The following is a 14,906-nucleotide window of genomic DNA, read 5'->3' as shown; positions in this document are numbered from 1 at the left end:
GCGTGACCGCCGGGCGACGCCTGGTGGACCGTCACGAGGCCGTCAGACGGCCGTCGGATGGTGCTCCGGTGCGCGCCGGGACCGGTGCGGTGAGGCGCGCGGATGCGTCCTCGCGACGCCGTCGCACCTAGGATCGCAGCCGTCATGATCACGGTGCACCAGCTCGAGGTCCGCGTCGGTGCGCGCCTCCTCATGGGCGATGTCAGCTTCCGCGTCGGTGCCGGCGACAAGGTCGGCCTCGTCGGCCGCAACGGCGCCGGCAAGACCACCCTCACCAAGGTGCTCGCCGGCGACCTGCTCCCGGCGGGCGGCTCGGTGACCCGCACCGGCGAGCTCGGCTACCTGCCCCAGGACCCCCGCGTCGGCGACCCGGAGGTCGTCGTGCGTGACCGCATCCTCTCCGCGCGCGGGCTCGACGACGCCGTCCGGCGGATGCGTCAGGCCGAGGTGGCCATGGGCTCGGACGATCCCAAGGAGCGCGACAAGGCGTTCCGGCGCTTCCAGCGCGCCCAGGACGAGCTCGACGCCGGCGGCGGGTACGCCGCCGAGACCGAGGCGCTCCAGATCGCCCAGAGCCTCGGGATCCCGGACCGGCTCATGGACCAGCCCCTGGGCACGCTGTCCGGCGGGCAGCGTCGCCGGGTCGAGCTGGCCCGCATCCTGTTCTCCAGCGCCGAGGTGCTCGTGCTCGACGAGCCCACCAACCACCTCGACGCCGACTCCATCGTGTGGCTGCGCGAGTGGATGAAGTCCTACAAGGGCGGCTTCATCGTGATCTCCCACGACAACGCGCTGCTGGAGGAGACGGTCAACAAGGTCTTCCACCTCGACGCCAACCGCGCCGTCGTCGACGTCTACAACATGGGCTGGAAGAACTACCTGACCCAGCGCGAGACCGACGAGGCCCGCCGCAAGCGCGAGATGATGAACGCGCAGAACAAGGCCAAGACCCTCACCGACCAGGCCAACAAGATGCGCGCCAAGGCCACCAAGGCCAGCGCCGCCCAGCAGATGCTCAAGCGGGCCGAGAAACTGCTCGACGGCCTCGAGGGCGAGCGGCAGAGCGACAAGGTCGCCGCGATCAAGTTCCCCACGCCCGCGCCCTGCGGACGCACGCCGCTCACCGCCCACGACCTGTCGAAGTCCTACGGTGCGCTGGAGGTGTTCACCGCCGTGGACCTCGCGATCGACAAGGGCTCGCGCGTGGTCATCCTCGGCCTCAACGGCGCGGGGAAGACCACGATGCTGCGGATCCTGGCGGGCGTCGACAAGCCCGACACCGGCGAGGTCGTGCCGGGCCACGGCCTCAAGGTCGGCTACTACGCCCAGGAGCACGAGACCCTCGACGTCGGCCGCACCGTGCTGGAGAACATGCAGTCGGCCGCACCGCAGCTGACCGACACCGAGGCCCGCTCGGTGCTCGGGTCGTTCCTCTTCTCCGGCGACGACGTGCACAAGCCCGCCGGGGTGCTCTCGGGCGGGGAGAAGACCCGACTGGCGCTGGCCTCCCTCGTGGTCTCGGCCGCGAACGTGCTGCTGCTCGACGAGCCCACCAACAACCTCGACCCGGCCTCCCGCGAGGAGGTGCTCGGCGCGATCCGTCGCTACGAGGGCGCGATCGTGCTCGTCACCCACGACGAGGGCGCGGTGCACGCGCTCGAGCCCGACCGGGTGCTGATCCTGCCCGACGGGGTCGAGGACCTGTGGAACCCCGAGTACGCCGACCTGGTCTCGCTGGCCTGACACTCGTCCGAAACCGGGCGCCGTCGGCCCGTAGGATCACAGGTCATGACGACCGTGGCCCCCTCCAGCATCCCCAGCGCCGAGCAGCTCGCCTCCGCGGGACTGCGCCTCGAGATCGCCGACCAGGTCGCCACCATCACCCTGGACCGGCCCACCTCGCGCAACTCCCAGACCCCCACGATGTGGCGTGCGCTGGCCGCCCTCGGCGCGTCGCTGCCCGACGACGTCCGGGTGGTCGTGCTGCGCGGGGCCGGCCCCTGCTTCTCCGCGGGGCTGGACCGCAACCTGCTGCTCCCGGGGGAGAAGGCGGCCTCGGAGGAGAGCGTCGCGGAGCTGCTCGCGATGCCGCAGGCGGAGATGACCGCCCGCATCCACGACTACCAGCAGGGCTTCACCTGGCTCTCCGACCCCCGGTTCGTCACGATCGCCCAGGTGCACGGCTACGCCATCGGCGCCGGCTTCCAGCTGGCGCTGAGCTGCGACGTCATCGTGGCCGCCGACACCGCACAGTTCTGCATGAAGGAGGCCGCGCTGGGCCTCGTGCCGGACCTCGCGGGAACAAAGCCGCTCGTCGAGCGCGTTGGGTACGCGAGGGCGTTGGAGATCTGCGCCACCGCCCGCATGGTCGGCGCCGAGGAGGCCGTCCGGCTGGGCTTCGCGCTCGAGCAGGTGCCCGAGGCCGAGCTCGACGCGGCGGTGGCGCGACACGTCGCCGCCTTCACCGCCCCGCGCGTCGGGGCGGTCCGCGAGACCAAGGCACTGCTCCAGGGCGCGCTCACCCGCACGCTGGACGAGCAGTGCGAGGTGGAGCGCACCGCCCAGTTCCGCCGCTTCACCGAGATGGCGCCCGAGCTGGGCGTGCAGCCCGCCGGCTGACCCCGACCCCGGACCCGCCGGGACCGGACCGCGGTCGGCACCCCCCGCACGAGAGCGCAGTGAGCAGAGAGGTGGTGGCCCGATGGCCGGCATGGGAGGACCCAACGCGGTCGTCTGGCGGCACCTGAAGTCCGATCGCAAGGCGGTCGCGACCCGGGTCGACCGGGGCACGGTGCTGCGCATCCTGCGCTTCGCCCGACCCCACCGGCGGCTCATCGCGGTGTTCCTCGCCGTGACCGTCGTCGACGCCGCCATGGTGATCGCCCTGCCGCTGCTCGTGCAGCGCCTGGTCGACGACGGCATCGCCACCGGCGACCGCCGCCTGGTCGCCCTGCTGGCCCTCGCCATGGCCGGTGTCGCGATCCTCAACGCGATCCTGGCCGTGGTCGGCGGCTGGTTCTCCTCGCGGATCGGCGAGAGCCTCATCTACGACCTGCGCACCGCGGTGTTCGGCCACGTCCAGCGCCAGTCGCTGGCCTTCTTCACCCGCACCCAGACCGGCGCCCTGGTGAGCCGGCTCAACAACGACGTCATCGGCGCGCAGCGGGCTTTCACCTCCACCCTGTCCAGCACGGTGGCCAACACGATCGCCGTCGTGGTCGTGGGGATCGCCATGCTCGCCCTCAGCTGGCAGGTGACCCTGCTGTGCGTCGCGATGTTCCCCATCCTCTTCGTGCTCTCACGTCTGGTCGGGGCCAGGCTCGCCGGCCTGACCCGTGAGCAGATGGACGGCAACGCCGACCTCGGCAACGTCATGACCGAGCGCTTCAACGTCGGTGGCGCGATGCTGCTCAAGCTGTTCGGGCGGCGGGAGGAGGAGGACGACCTCTTCGCCGCCAAGGCGGCCCGCGTGCGCGACCTCGGCATCCGCATCGCCCTCATCACCCGCATCTTCGGGGCGGCGATGGTCGCCGTCCCGGCACTCGCGACGGCGGTCGTGTACGGCGTCGGGGGACAGCTCGCGATCTCCTCCACCCTCACCGTCGGCACGCTGCTGGCCCTGGCCACCCTGCTGCTGCGGCTGCTGGGTCCGCTGCAGGGCCTCTCCAACGTGCGCATCGACGTCATGACCGCGCTGGTGAGCTTCGAGCGGGTCTTCGAGGTGCTCGACCTCGCGCCGCTGGTGGCCGATCGCGAGGACGCGGTCCCGCTCGCCCCCGACGCCAGCCGGCTGGAGTTCCGTGGTGTGGGGTTCACCTACCCGCGCGCCGACGACGTCTCGCTGGGGTCCCTGGAGGTCCTGGCCCGCCGCGAGAGCGGTCGACGCCAGCAGGTCCTGCACGACGTCAGCTTCGTCGCCGAGCCCGGCCAGATGGTCGCCCTCGTCGGTCCCTCGGGCGCCGGGAAGTCCACCGTCACCCACCTCGTGGCGCGGCTCTACGACGTCGACGCCGGTGCCGTCCGCGTGGGGGACCGCGACGTCCGCGAGGTCACCCTGGAGTCGCTGGAGGAGGCGGTCGGGTACGTCACCCAGGACGCTCACATGTTCCACGACACGATCGCGGCGAACCTGCGCTACGCCCGGCCCGGTGCGGCCGAGGAGGAGCTGTGGGCGGCGCTGGAGGCCGCGCAGATCGCCCCGCTGGTGCGCAGCCTCCCCGAGGGCCTGGACACCGTCGTCGGCGACCGCGGTTACCGCCTCTCCGGTGGGGAGCGCCAGCGGCTCGCGATCGCCCGGCTGCTGCTCAAGGCGCCGCGCATCGTCGTGCTCGACGAGGCCACGGCCCACCTGGACTCCGAGTCCGAGGCGGCGGTGCAGCGGGCCCTGGAGAACGCCCTGCGCGGCCGCACCTCACTCGTGATCGCGCACCGTCTCTCGACCGTGCGCGACGCCGACCGCATCCTCGTGCTCGAGGGCGGCCGCATCCGCGAGTCCGGCACCCACGACAACCTGCTCGCCGCCGGGGGCCTGTACGCCGAGCTCTACCGCACCCAGTTCGCCGGCCAGGAGACCACCACGCCCTCCTGAGGCCGGGCGAGGTCGGCTGGGGGCGTCTCGTGACGCTCGCTGCGCTCGCTCCTCGACGACCGTGGTTCCCCACGGCCGGCAGCACGGCGACCGGGCCACCCACGTTCGTCGAGGAGGCGCCCCGGCGCCGTCACGAGACGTGGTCGCTCCTCAACGACCGGGGGGACCCTCGTTCGTCGAGGCGGCGCCCCGGCGCCGTCACGGGACGCGGGTGGGATGTCAGTCGCGGCGGCGCTGGTAGGCGGGGTTGACGTTGGACTGCCGCACCTTGCGCTCGCGTGCCGGGCGCGCGGGTCGGGAGCCGTCACCGGAGGGGGTGCGCTCGCCGCGCGGGCCGCGGCGGCGCTCGTCGTAGGCGAGGTAGAAGAACCCGAAGACCGCGAGCACGCCGAAGAACCACCACTGCAGGCCGTAGAAGAAGTGCGGGCCGTTGTCGAGCTCGGGCAGCTCGCGCAGCGCCAGGGGCGTGACGGGGGAGGGGGTCTCGCTGGCGAGGTCCACGAACCCTCCCCGCGTCGGCTGGCCCCAGTGCTCGCCCAGCTCGCGCGAGCTGATCGCACGGGTGGAGGCGTCGTCGTCGACCGTCACCGAGTCGCCCGTGCCGTCCACCCGGGCGTAGCCGGTGATGGTGACCTCGCCCGCGGGTGGGGCCGGCACGTCGCCGGGGTCGGCGGTGCCCTGGTTCTGGGTGGCCAGCCAGCCCCGGTCGACGGCCACCAGCGTGCCGTCGGCCAGCCGCAGCGGCACGACGACGTCGACCCCGGCCCGACCGTCACGCGTGCGGTAGCGCACGATCACGGTCTCGTCGACGGCGTAGGTGCCGGTCGCGCTGACCAGCCGCCACTCCCGGTCGGGGTCGAGCCCGCGGCCCGGGAGCGCGAGCACGTCGGTGACCGGGGCCGGGTCCTGGGTCTCGTTGGCGCGGATGATCGCGTTGCGCTCCTTGCGGTCCTCCAGTCGGCCGAACTGCCACTCCCCGAGCCACCAGGCCAGGGTCGCGAGCAGGGCCACGACCAGGGCGAAGACCAGCCAGCGCCGGCTGAGCATGAACCGGAACGTCCCCACCCTTCGAATCTAGCCAACGGCCGTATGGTTGACCCATGGTGCTCCCTCTGGTGGACGGCTACGGCCGTGTGGCCACCGACCTGCGTGTCTCCCTGACCGATCGCTGCAACCTGCGCTGCACCTACTGCATGCCCGCGGAGGGCCTGGACTGGTTGCCCACCGAGCAGGTGCTGACCGACGACGAGATCGTGCGGCTCATCACGATCGCCGTGCAGCGCCTCGGCGTCACCGAGGTGCGCTTCACCGGCGGCGAGCCGCTGGTGCGCCGGGGGCTGGTCGACATCGTGGCCCGCACCCACGCGCTCGGCGTCGAGACCTCGATCACCAGCAACGGCCTCGGCCTGGCCAAGGTCGCGCCCGCGCTGGCGGCGGCCGGGCTGGACCGGGTCAACGTCAGCCTCGACACCGTGCGGGCCGACACCTTCCTCGAGCTGACCCGGCGCGACCGGCTCCACGACGTCGTCGCGGGTCTGGCGGCGGCCGCCGAGGCCGGTCTGGGGCCGGTGAAGGTCAACGCGGTGCTGATGCGCGGGATCAACGACGACCACGCGCCCGAGCTGCTGCGCTGGTGCCTGGAGCGCGGCTACGAGCTGCGCTTCATCGAGCAGATGCCGCTCGACGCCCAGCACCGGTGGTCGCGCGACGGCATGATCACCGCCGACGAGATCTTCGAGCGGCTGGCCGCGGAGTTCACCCTCACGCCCGCGCACGAGCCCCGGGGCAGTGCGCCGGCCGAGCTGTTCCTCGTCGACGGCGGCGCGGCCACCGTCGGCGTCATCGCCTCGGTGACCCGGCCCTTCTGCGGCGACTGCGACCGGGTCCGGCTCACCGCCGACGGCCAGGTGCGCACCTGTCTGTTCGCCCGGCAGGAGTCCGACCTGCGGGCCGCCCTGCGGGCCGGTGCCGACGACGACGAGCTGGCGCAGCGCTGGGCCACCGCCATGCGCGGCAAGGCGGCCGGTCACGGCATCGACGACCCCAGCTTCCTGCAGCCCCAGCGCCCGATGTCCGCGATCGGCGGCTGAGCGGCGCTCAGCCCGCGTGCGCGACGGTCTCGCGCAGGAACCCGCGGGCGCCGAGGAAGTCGGTCAGCGAGGTGCGGTGCTCCTCGCACGCCAGCCACACCTTGCGGCGCTCCGGGGTGTGCAGCTTGGGGTTGTTCCAGCGCAGCTCCCAGGCGGCGGGGAGCTGGCAGCCCTTCGCCGAGCAGATCGCCGGGCCGGTGTCGGAGCCGTCGGTGGAGGGGTCGGTCACGTCCTCAGGGTAGTGAACGCGGCCCGGCCCGGCTCGGATGCGCCGGGCTCAGAGACGGCGCTGGCCGTAGTCCTCGCTGCGGCCGCCGGGCAGCTGCTGCCCGATGTACTCGGTCTCGCGCAGCCGGAACCCCTCGGAGAGGTTGGCCGCCGCGTTGGCCGCCACCACGGCGATGTAGGGCAGGATCAGCGCGCCCGCCACCAGCCACGGCCAGAGCCAGTCGATGCCGTTGAGCGAGGCCAGCACGGCGCCGACGAAGCAGATCGTGCGCAGGCTCATCGAGAGCAGGTAGCGCTTCTGGCGCTTGCGGATGTCGTCGGCCCGGCTCTGCGGAGCGGTGGTGATCCGGATGGCGTCGTCGTCGCGCCGGGAGCTTCGGGCCATGACTCCAGATTACGGAGCCGTTCCTCACCCTCTCGGCGTGCCGTCCCGCCGCGGACAGCCGCACCCTAGAGTCGACCCATGACCAATCGCACCTACCGACTCACCGAGATCGTCGGCACCTCCAACGAGAGCGTGGACGCCGCCATCCGCAACGGCATCGAGCGGGCCGGGCAGACCCTGCGCCACCTGGACTGGTTCGAGGTGACCCAGATCCGCGGCCACATCAAGGACAACGGCGTCGAGCACTTCCAGGTGGGCCTGAAGATCGGCTTCCGCCTCGAGGACGACGAGTAGGACGCCGCAGCCCCACCACGGCTCCACCTCCGGGGGTCGTCCCCGGCTCCGGTCGACGGGGCGGCGGTGCGGCGCCGGGTTGGCCGGTTGTCACAGGGTCGCCGCGTCGGCGTTGTGAGGCCCCGCCAAACCTGCTCCGGCACCGCCGTCCTGCTTGGGGGTTACCTCTCGGTAGTCACTAGCGTCCGGCGACGTGAGCAGCAGCGAGACGTCCACGGCGCCGACGCCGACCCCCACCGAGGCGGGTCCGTCCGCGGGCCGGGTGGTGCTGGTGACCGGCGGGAGCCGGGGCATCGGCCGCGCCGTCGCGCAGGCCTTCCTGGCCGCCGGCGACCGCGTGGCGGTGACCTCCCGGTCCGGCGGCGGACCCGAGGGCGCCCTCGACCTGGTCTGCGACATCACCGACCCCGCCGCCGTCGAGGCGGCCTTCGCCCGGATCGAGGCGGAGTGGGGCCCGGTCGAGGTGCTCGTCGCCAACGCCGGCATCACCGCCGACACCCTCCTGCTCCGCATGGGCGAGGACGACTGGCACCGAGTGGTCGACACCAACCTCACCGGCGCCTACCGCCTCGCGAAACGGGCCGCGCGCGGCATGCTGCGCCAGCGCCGCGGCCGCCTCATCTTCGTCTCCTCGGTCGTCGGCCTGCTCGGCTCGGCCGGACAGGCCAACTACGCCGCCTCCAAGGCCGGTCTGGTCGGCCTGGCCCGCTCGCTGGCGCGCGAGCTCGGCTCGCGCGACATCACCGCCAACGTCGTGGCCCCGGGGTTCGTCGAGACCGACATGACCGCGGTGCTCACCGACGACCAGCGCTCCGCCATCCGGGGTCAGGTCCCCCTGGGCCGCTACGGCGCGACCGAGGAGATCGCCCACGCCGTGGTGTGGCTCGCCGACGCCGGGTACGTCACCGGCGCGGTGATCCCCGTCGACTGCGGCCTCGGCATGGGCCACTGACCGGCCACCGCCCCCCACCCCCGACATCCGAAAGCGAGCCCGCCATGGGACTTCTCGACGGCAAGCGCCTCCTGGTGGCCGGTGTCACCCTCGACTCCTCGATCGGGTTCGCGACCGCGCGGATCGCGCAGGAGCAGGGCGCCACCGTGCTGATCTCCAACTTCGGCCGGGCGATGGGCATCACCCGGCGCATCGCCCGGCGGCTGCCGGTCGAGCCCCCCGTGCTCGAGCTCGACGTCACCGACCCCGACCACCTCGCCGGGCTGGCCGACGCCGTCCGGGAGCACGTCGACGGTCTCGACGGCGTCGTGCACTCCATCGCCTACGGCAACCCCGAGACCCTGCTGGGCGGGAAGTTCCTCGAGGGCCCCTGGGACGACGTCGCGCAGGCGGTGCACGTCTCGGCCTACTCGCTGAAGTCGCTGGCGATGGCGGCGCGTCCGCTGCTGGGCCCGGGGTCCTCGATCGTCGGCCTCACCTTCGACGCCAGCGTGGCCTGGCCGGTCTACGACTGGATGGGGGTCGCCAAGGCCGGGCTGGAGTCCTGCGCCCGCTACCTCGCCCGCGACCTGGGCCCCGACGGCATCCGGGTGAACCTGGTCTCGGCCGGGCCGCTGAAGACGCTCGCCGCGCAGGCCATCCCCGGGTTCGCCGACCTCGACGCCCTGTGGGAGTCCAAGGCGCCGCTCGGCTGGGACAACAACGACCGCGTCCCGACCGCGAAGGCGGTCTGCGCGCTGCTCTCGGACTTCTTCCCCGCGACCACCGGCGAGATCGTCCACGTCGACGGCGGCTTCCACGCGATGGGCGCCTGAGCGGGTGCACTCACGAAGGGACCGGCGCGGCGTCGGACCGCGGGGCCGGCGCGCGCCGCGTCGCCGGCCACGCCGCGGTCATGGCGGCCCACACCGCCGCGACGATCGCGATCTCGGCGAGCACGTACACGGGCCACGGTCCGAGCAGGTCGAGCACCGAGCCGCCGGCCGGCTTCTCCTGCAGGTAGCCGTAGTTGGTGCCGAGCACCTCGTTGATCCCGAACGTCGCCACGGCCCAGACCCCGGTGACCACCAGGGTGAGGCGGTACTCCCGCCAGTCCGGCACCACCCGGTAGCCCCACACGAGCACCACCGCGGCCCAGATGATGAGCAGGTGCAGCGCCCAGAAGGCGAAGAACCGCAGGTCGGGGAAGTCCTCGCCCAACGACGGCGTGACCACCGCCTGGGTCGTGAGCACCAGGCCCCAGAAGTAGGTCAGCGCCACCGCGAGCCGGTGACCGGTCCACAGCGCCCACGTGGCGGCCACCCAGGCCAGGTCGCACAGGTGTAGCGGCAACGAGACGTCGACGTCGAACCGGGTGAGGACGTCGACGACCTGGGTGGGCACGTGCACCACCGGGATGGCGACCGCCATCGTCCGCGCCAGACGGCGGCTCCCCCGGGCGGCGTCACGCCGCGCGAGGACCACGAGCACGGGCAGGCCGAGGAGCAGCACGGCCAGGGCGACGAGGTGCGGGGGGCTGTAGGGATCCATGACGGGCTCCGGGGGCGGCGGGCGGCACACGGGGTCGGTGCCGCCGAGCGTAGCCAGTGGGGCGAACACCGGGGACGTGTCCGCCCCCCCGAGGCGGGGGCCACGGCCTAGGCTCCTGCTCATGACCCACCCCCGGTCCGTCTCGGAGCGCACCCTGGTCGTGATGCGGCACGCGAAGGCGGAGCCCGACGGCCCCACGGACTTCGACCGGCCCCTGGCGCCGCGCGGGCACCGCGACGCGCGCGCGGCGGGGGCGTGGCTCGCCGCGGCCGGCGTGCGCCCGTCCCACGCGCTGGTCTCGGCGGCGCTGCGCACCCACCAGACCTGGGAGGACGTCGCGCTCGGCGCCGGCTGGGACCTCGAGCCCGACCTCGACCGCGGGCTGTACGCCGCCGGTCCGGAGTCCGCGCTGGACCTGCTGCGCCTGACCCCCGAGGACGCCACGACCCTCGTCGTGGTGGGCCACAACCCGACGATGGCGATGCTCGTGGCCCTGCTCGAGGACGGGTCGGACCCGGCGCTCGCCGCGTCGGCGCTGCCGGCCGGTCACTTCCCGACCTCCGCCCTGGCCGTGCTGCACCTGCCGGGCTCCTGGGCCGCGCTCGAGCCGGGCACCGCGCGGCTCGGCGCCGCCCACGTCGCCCGCGGGTAGGCGGCCGGGTCGACGTGGGGCTCGCGACGTCCTAGATCGGCGGGGCGGGGGTCACGATGCCGGCCTCGGCGTCGGCCGCCTCGACCTCCTCGCGGCTGATCCCGAGCAGGTAGACGATCGTGTCGAGGTAGGGCACGTTCACCGCGGTGTCGGCGGCCGCCTGCACGACGGGGCGGGCGTTGTAGGCGATCCCGAGGCCCGCGGCGTTGAGCATGTCGAGGTCGTTGGCGCCGTCGCCGATGGCCACCGTCGCCGCCTGGCTCACGCCCACGGCCTCGGCGAACTCGCGCAGCGCCCGGGCCTTGCCGGCGCGGTCGACGACCTCGCCGACGATGGCGCCGGTGATGACGCCGTCGACGATCTCGAGCTCGTTGGCGCGGGCGAAGTGGATGCCGAGGTCGGCCGCGAGCCGGTCGGTGATCTGGGAGAAGCCGCCGGACACGATCGCGAACCGGTAGCCGAGCCGGCGCAGGGTGCGCACCATCGTGCGGGCCCCCGGCGTCACCACGATCTGGTCGTAGACCTCGTCGAGCACCGAGGCCGGCAGCCCGGCGAGCATGCGCACGCGCTCGCGCAGCGAGGCCTCGAAGTCCAGCTCGCCGCGCATCGCCCGCTCGGTGATCTCCGCGACCTGCGGCTCGACCCCCGCGTGGGCGGCGAGCATCTCGATGACCTCGCCCTGGATGAGGGTGGAGTCGACGTCCATGACGATCAGCCGCATCCCGCGTCGCAGCAGCGAGGCGGGCTGCACCGCGAGGTCGACGCCGTTCTCCGCGGCCGTCGGGGCCAGCCGCGCCCGGAGGTCGTCGGGGTCGGCGCCGGAGACGTGGAGGTCGATGGCGGTCACGGGGTAGCGGGCCATCCGCTCGATGCGGTCGATGTTCCCGCCGATCTCGGCGATCCGGCCCGCCACGGCCGCCATCGCGCTCGCGGCCAGCGGCTGGCCGATCAGCGTGACGTGGGAACGGCCCTCGCCGCGGGTGAAGTTGTCGCCGGTGCCGCGCTGCACCTCGATGCTCATGCCGAGCTCGGCCGCGACCCGCTCGAGGGTGGCCACCAGGTCGTCGGTGGCGGCGGGATCACCGGGCCCGCCGGGCGTGGTGAGCAGCACCCCGAGGATCAGCCGCTGGCGCAGGATGATCTGCTCGATGTCGAGGACCTCCACCCCGCTGCCGACCATCGCCCCGAACAGGGTGGCGGTCACACCCGGTCGGTCCTGACCGGTGAGGGTCACGAGCAGGGTCTCGGGGCGGTGCGGCGTCGCGGACATCAGGACCTGAGGCTAGCGATCCCGCGGCCCGGCGGGCGCACGCCGGTCATTCCCCGGGCACCCGGGCCGCGCCGGGGGTCAGGCCGGGGGTCAGGCCGGGGGCCACCCCTCGGGGGAGCAGGCGGCCACGAGGCCGGCCCGGCCGGCCCGGGCCAGCGGCAGCAGGGCCTCGCGTCGTCGCTGTGCCTCCATCGCCGACACCGCACCGCCGTCGTCCTCGAGCGCGAGCTCGGTGATCGCCAGGGCCTGCAGCGCGCGCTCGGCGAGGGCGACGGCGCGGGGAGGCACCCCGGCGGGCGGGTGCAGCGGCGCGCGGTGGCGCAGGTTCATGAGCGCGTCGGCGACCTCGGGGCGCCACCGGGCGACGTCGAGGCGGGCCAGGGTCTCGGCGGTGCCCAGCAGGGTGCTGCGCAGGTCGCGGTCGGCGTCGCCCAGGTCGGGCACCTGCCGGCGGGCTGCCGGGTGCAGGCTCCACTCCACCACCGGGCCGACCTGGGCGGGGGTGAGACCGACGCCGGTGCCGACGACCACCACCGCCTCGCCGACCTCCAGGGCCGCGTCGTTGAACGCCGGTGGGCCGCCGAGCCCGACCAGGTGCCCCTCCACCGGCAGGGCCAGGCCGCAGCCCTCGGCGCCCTCGGCGCGCAGCCCCGCTAGCAGACCGACCAGCGACTCGCCGGGACGACCCACCACGACGTGGGCGACGTCGTCGCCGGTCACGCCGTCGAGCAGGTCGTCGGGGCCGATGTGCCCGCGCAACCAGGCGGTGCCCCACCACGCCAGCCGGGCGCCGACGGGCAGCAGCGCCGGCGTGGGGGTCGCGTCTCGCAGGCTCACGACCGGCGACTCTAACCCCGGGACCCGGGGGACCGGCTCCCCACTAGGGTGGGGCGCATGAGCGCGGTGCTGGAGCTGGCCGACGTCACCGTCCGGCGCGGGGAGAGCCTGCTGCTGGACCGGGTGACGTGGGTCGTGCGCTCCGGGGAGCGGTGGGTGGTGCTCGGCCCCAACGGTGCGGGCAAGACCACCCTGGTGCAGGTCGCGGCCGCGCAGCTGCACCCCACCAGCGGGTCGGTCGGCATCCTGGGCGAGCTGCTCGGCGGCACCGACCTGTTCGACCTGCGTCCCCGGATCGGGGTGGCGAGCGCCGCGCTGGCCGAGCGCATCCCGCGCCAGGAGGTCGTGCGCGACCTCGTGGTCTCGGCCGCCTACAGCGTCGTGGGCCGCTGGCGCGAGGCCTACGACGCCGTCGACCACGAGCGGGCCGAGGCGCTGCTGCGCGAGCTCGGCGTCACCCACCTCGCCGACCGGGTGTTCGGCACCCTCAGCGAGGGCGAGCGCAAGCGTGTGCAGATCGCCCGGGCCCTGAGGACCGACCCTGAGCTGCTGCTGCTCGACGAGCCCGGCGCCGGGCTCGACCTCGGGGGCCGCGAGGACCTCGTCTCGACGCTCTCGGTGCTGGCCTACGACCCCGACTCGCCGGCCACCGTGCTGGTCTCCCACCACGTGGAGGAGATCCCCCCGGGCTTCACCCACGCGATGCTGCTCCGGCAGGGTCGGGTGATGGCGGCCGGCCCGATCGAGGACGCCCTCGCCTCCAGCACGCTCTCGGCGACCTTCGGGATGCCGTTGGAGCTCAGCGTCGTCGACGGGCGCTACGCCGCCCGACGCCGCGCCCGTCGGCGCTGATCGGCGGAGGTCCTGGGATGGGTCCCCTCGAGGCCGCCGCGAGCGCGGCGGCCGGACTGGGCGCGGGCACGATCAACGCGGTCGTGGGCTCCGGCACGTTGCTCACCTTCCCGACGCTGCTCGCCGTCGGGGTGCCGCCGGTGGTCGCGAACGTCTCGAACAACATCGGCCTCGTGCCGGGCGCGGTCACCGGTGCGCTGGGGTACCGCCGCGAGCTGCGCGGGCAGGGGGCGCTCGTGCGTCGGCTGCTCCCGGCCTCGGTGCTGGGCGGACTGCTCGGCGCCGTCCTGCTGCTCACGCTGCCGCCCGGAGCCTTCGAGGCGATCGTGCCGGTGCTGGTGCTGCTCGGACTGCTGCTGGTGGTGCTGCAGCCGCGGCTCTCGGCGGCCGTCGCGGACCGTGCGGCCGCCCGCGAGGCGGCCGCCGGGGCGACCTCCGAAGCAGCGACCTCCACGCGCGGCGACGCCGGATGGGTCCGGCCGGCGGTGTTCGCCACCGGGATCTACGGCGGCTACTTCGGGGCGGCGCAGGGCGTGCTGCTCATGGGGGTGCTCGGGTCGGGCGTGCCGCAGGACCTCCAGCGCAGCAACGGGCTCAAGAACGTGCTCGCGGGCGCGGTCAACGGGGTCGCGGGGCTGGTCTACGCCGTCGTGGCCGACGTCGACTGGACGGTGGTGGCACTGCTCGCGGTGGGCTCGGTGCTGGGCGGTGTGCTCGGTGCCCGCGTCGGTCGTCGGCTCCCGCCGGTGGTGCTGCGCGTCGTGATCGTCGTGGTGGGGCTGGCGGCGCTGACGGCGTTCCTGCTCACCTGAGCCGGCCGGTCCGGGGGCCGGGGCGGCCCGGCCGGACCGGCCGGGCGCCTCAGGCGGACTTCTTGAACCGCAGTCCGAGCAGGCCGACGAGCGTGGCGCCCGCGGCGACGGCGACGGCGGGCATGCCGGCCGACTTCGGGATCGACCCGCCCTGCACGGCCTGGTAGGCGGTGGCGGCGTCGGCGGCGTCGACGGCCGCACCGATCAGCAGCATCGTGCGCCGCGCTCCGCCCCGGCTGAGCAGGGTCGCGGCGCCGAGCGCGATCTCGCGGTTGCCGAACCACTGGGTGAGCACGGGGGAGCTGCTGGTGGTGCCGAGGGTGCCGGCGACGAGCTCGGGGCGGGCGAGGGAGGCCGCCCCGATCACGATGCGGCCGAGTGAGAGACCGGTCACAGGATTCATGCCGCGACCCTAG

17 protein-coding genes are annotated in these 14,906 nt (G+C 74.0%); 10 read left to right on the top strand and 7 right to left on the bottom strand.

Features of this window, described 5'->3' with window-relative positions; translation table 11 throughout:
- Positions 1–144: 144 nt before the first annotated feature.
- The 3 genes from abc-f to ACERUJ_RS11030 all read left to right on the top strand — a co-directional run bounded on the left by abc-f (position 145) and on the right by ACERUJ_RS11030 (position 4,588).
- Complete coding sequence (gene abc-f, locus ACERUJ_RS11040; RefSeq protein WP_370248575.1) at positions 145–1,743, top strand: ribosomal protection-like ABC-F family protein; 1,599 nt, start codon at positions 145–147, stop codon at positions 1,741–1,743.
- A gap of 45 nt (positions 1,744–1,788) precedes the next feature.
- On the top strand, positions 1,789–2,619 hold the full coding sequence (locus ACERUJ_RS11035) for an enoyl-CoA hydratase/isomerase family protein (protein WP_370248574.1): 831 nt from the start codon (positions 1,789–1,791) through the stop codon (positions 2,617–2,619).
- A gap of 91 nt (positions 2,620–2,710) precedes the next feature.
- Positions 2,711–4,588, top strand: coding sequence for an ABC transporter ATP-binding protein (locus ACERUJ_RS11030; protein ID WP_370248573.1), 1,878 nt, complete (start codon positions 2,711–2,713; stop codon positions 4,586–4,588).
- Positions 4,589–4,807: 219 nt separating this feature from the next.
- Here ACERUJ_RS11030 and ACERUJ_RS11025 read toward each other — a convergent pair whose 3' ends face one another.
- Positions 4,808–5,653, bottom strand: a complete 846-nt coding sequence (locus ACERUJ_RS11025; protein ID WP_370248572.1) for an SURF1 family protein — start codon at positions 5,651–5,653, stop codon at positions 4,808–4,810.
- Positions 5,654–5,688: 35 nt separating this feature from the next.
- On the opposite strand from ACERUJ_RS11025, the gene moaA reads away from it, so the two are divergent.
- A complete protein-coding gene (gene moaA, locus ACERUJ_RS11020; RefSeq protein ID WP_370248571.1) occupies positions 5,689–6,678 on the top strand; it encodes a GTP 3',8-cyclase MoaA in 990 nt (329 codons plus the stop codon).
- A gap of 7 nt (positions 6,679–6,685) precedes the next feature.
- Here moaA and ACERUJ_RS11015 read toward each other — a convergent pair whose 3' ends face one another.
- Complete coding sequence (locus ACERUJ_RS11015; RefSeq protein WP_370248570.1) at positions 6,686–6,907, bottom strand: acetone carboxylase; 222 nt, start codon at positions 6,905–6,907, stop codon at positions 6,686–6,688.
- A 48-nt stretch (positions 6,908–6,955) separates the two neighbouring features.
- Positions 6,956–7,291 (bottom strand): DUF3099 domain-containing protein, encoded by a 336-nt coding sequence (locus ACERUJ_RS11010; protein ID WP_370248569.1) that lies wholly within the window; start codon positions 7,289–7,291, stop codon positions 6,956–6,958.
- A gap of 78 nt (positions 7,292–7,369) precedes the next feature.
- Here ACERUJ_RS11010 and ACERUJ_RS11005 point away from each other — a divergent pair, with 78 nt between their 5' ends.
- The 3 genes from ACERUJ_RS11005 to fabI all read left to right on the top strand — a co-directional run bounded on the left by ACERUJ_RS11005 (position 7,370) and on the right by fabI (position 9,352).
- Positions 7,370–7,585: a dodecin gene (locus ACERUJ_RS11005; RefSeq protein WP_370248568.1), complete on the top strand. Its 216-nt coding sequence runs from the start codon at positions 7,370–7,372 to the stop codon at positions 7,583–7,585.
- A gap of 262 nt (positions 7,586–7,847) precedes the next feature.
- A complete protein-coding gene (gene fabG, locus ACERUJ_RS11000; protein ID WP_370248621.1) occupies positions 7,848–8,537 on the top strand; it encodes a 3-oxoacyl-ACP reductase FabG in 690 nt (229 codons plus the stop codon).
- Between the two features lie 44 nt (positions 8,538–8,581).
- Positions 8,582–9,352, top strand: coding sequence for an enoyl-ACP reductase FabI (fabI, locus tag ACERUJ_RS10995; RefSeq protein WP_370248567.1), 771 nt, complete (start codon positions 8,582–8,584; stop codon positions 9,350–9,352).
- 10 nt (positions 9,353–9,362) lie between these two features.
- On the opposite strand, the gene ACERUJ_RS10990 is transcribed toward fabI, so the two are convergent.
- Positions 9,363–10,067: a TIGR02206 family membrane protein gene (locus ACERUJ_RS10990; protein ID WP_370248566.1), complete on the bottom strand. Its 705-nt coding sequence runs from the start codon at positions 10,065–10,067 to the stop codon at positions 9,363–9,365.
- Positions 10,068–10,188: 121 nt separating this feature from the next.
- On the opposite strand from ACERUJ_RS10990, the gene ACERUJ_RS10985 reads away from it, so the two are divergent.
- Positions 10,189–10,719, top strand: a complete 531-nt coding sequence (locus ACERUJ_RS10985) for a histidine phosphatase family protein (protein WP_370248565.1) — start codon at positions 10,189–10,191, stop codon at positions 10,717–10,719.
- A 31-nt stretch (positions 10,720–10,750) separates the two neighbouring features.
- On the opposite strand, the gene serB is transcribed toward ACERUJ_RS10985, so the two are convergent.
- Positions 10,751–11,989, bottom strand: coding sequence for a phosphoserine phosphatase SerB (serB, locus tag ACERUJ_RS10980; protein ID WP_370248564.1), 1,239 nt, complete (start codon positions 11,987–11,989; stop codon positions 10,751–10,753).
- A 90-nt stretch (positions 11,990–12,079) separates the two neighbouring features.
- A complete protein-coding gene (locus ACERUJ_RS10975; RefSeq protein WP_370248563.1) occupies positions 12,080–12,826 on the bottom strand; it encodes a hypothetical protein in 747 nt (248 codons plus the stop codon).
- Positions 12,827–12,883: 57 nt separating this feature from the next.
- On the opposite strand from ACERUJ_RS10975, the gene ACERUJ_RS10970 reads away from it, so the two are divergent.
- A complete protein-coding gene (locus ACERUJ_RS10970; RefSeq protein ID WP_370248562.1) occupies positions 12,884–13,678 on the top strand; it encodes an ABC transporter ATP-binding protein in 795 nt (264 codons plus the stop codon).
- A gap of 17 nt (positions 13,679–13,695) precedes the next feature.
- Positions 13,696–14,490: a sulfite exporter TauE/SafE family protein gene (locus tag ACERUJ_RS10965; protein ID WP_370248561.1), complete on the top strand. Its 795-nt coding sequence runs from the start codon at positions 13,696–13,698 to the stop codon at positions 14,488–14,490.
- Positions 14,491–14,539: 49 nt separating this feature from the next.
- Here the strand turns inward: ACERUJ_RS10965 and ACERUJ_RS10960 are convergent, their stop codons facing one another.
- Positions 14,540–14,893, bottom strand: coding sequence for a hypothetical protein (locus ACERUJ_RS10960; RefSeq protein ID WP_370248560.1), 354 nt, complete (start codon positions 14,891–14,893; stop codon positions 14,540–14,542).
- Positions 14,894–14,906: the final 13 nt, after the last annotated feature.

It is taken from the genome of Nocardioides sp., from assembly GCF_964228225.1.
Taxonomy (GTDB): Bacteria; Actinomycetota; Actinomycetes; order Propionibacteriales; family Nocardioidaceae; genus Nocardioides.
This window is presented reverse-complemented; position numbering and strand designations above follow the sequence as displayed.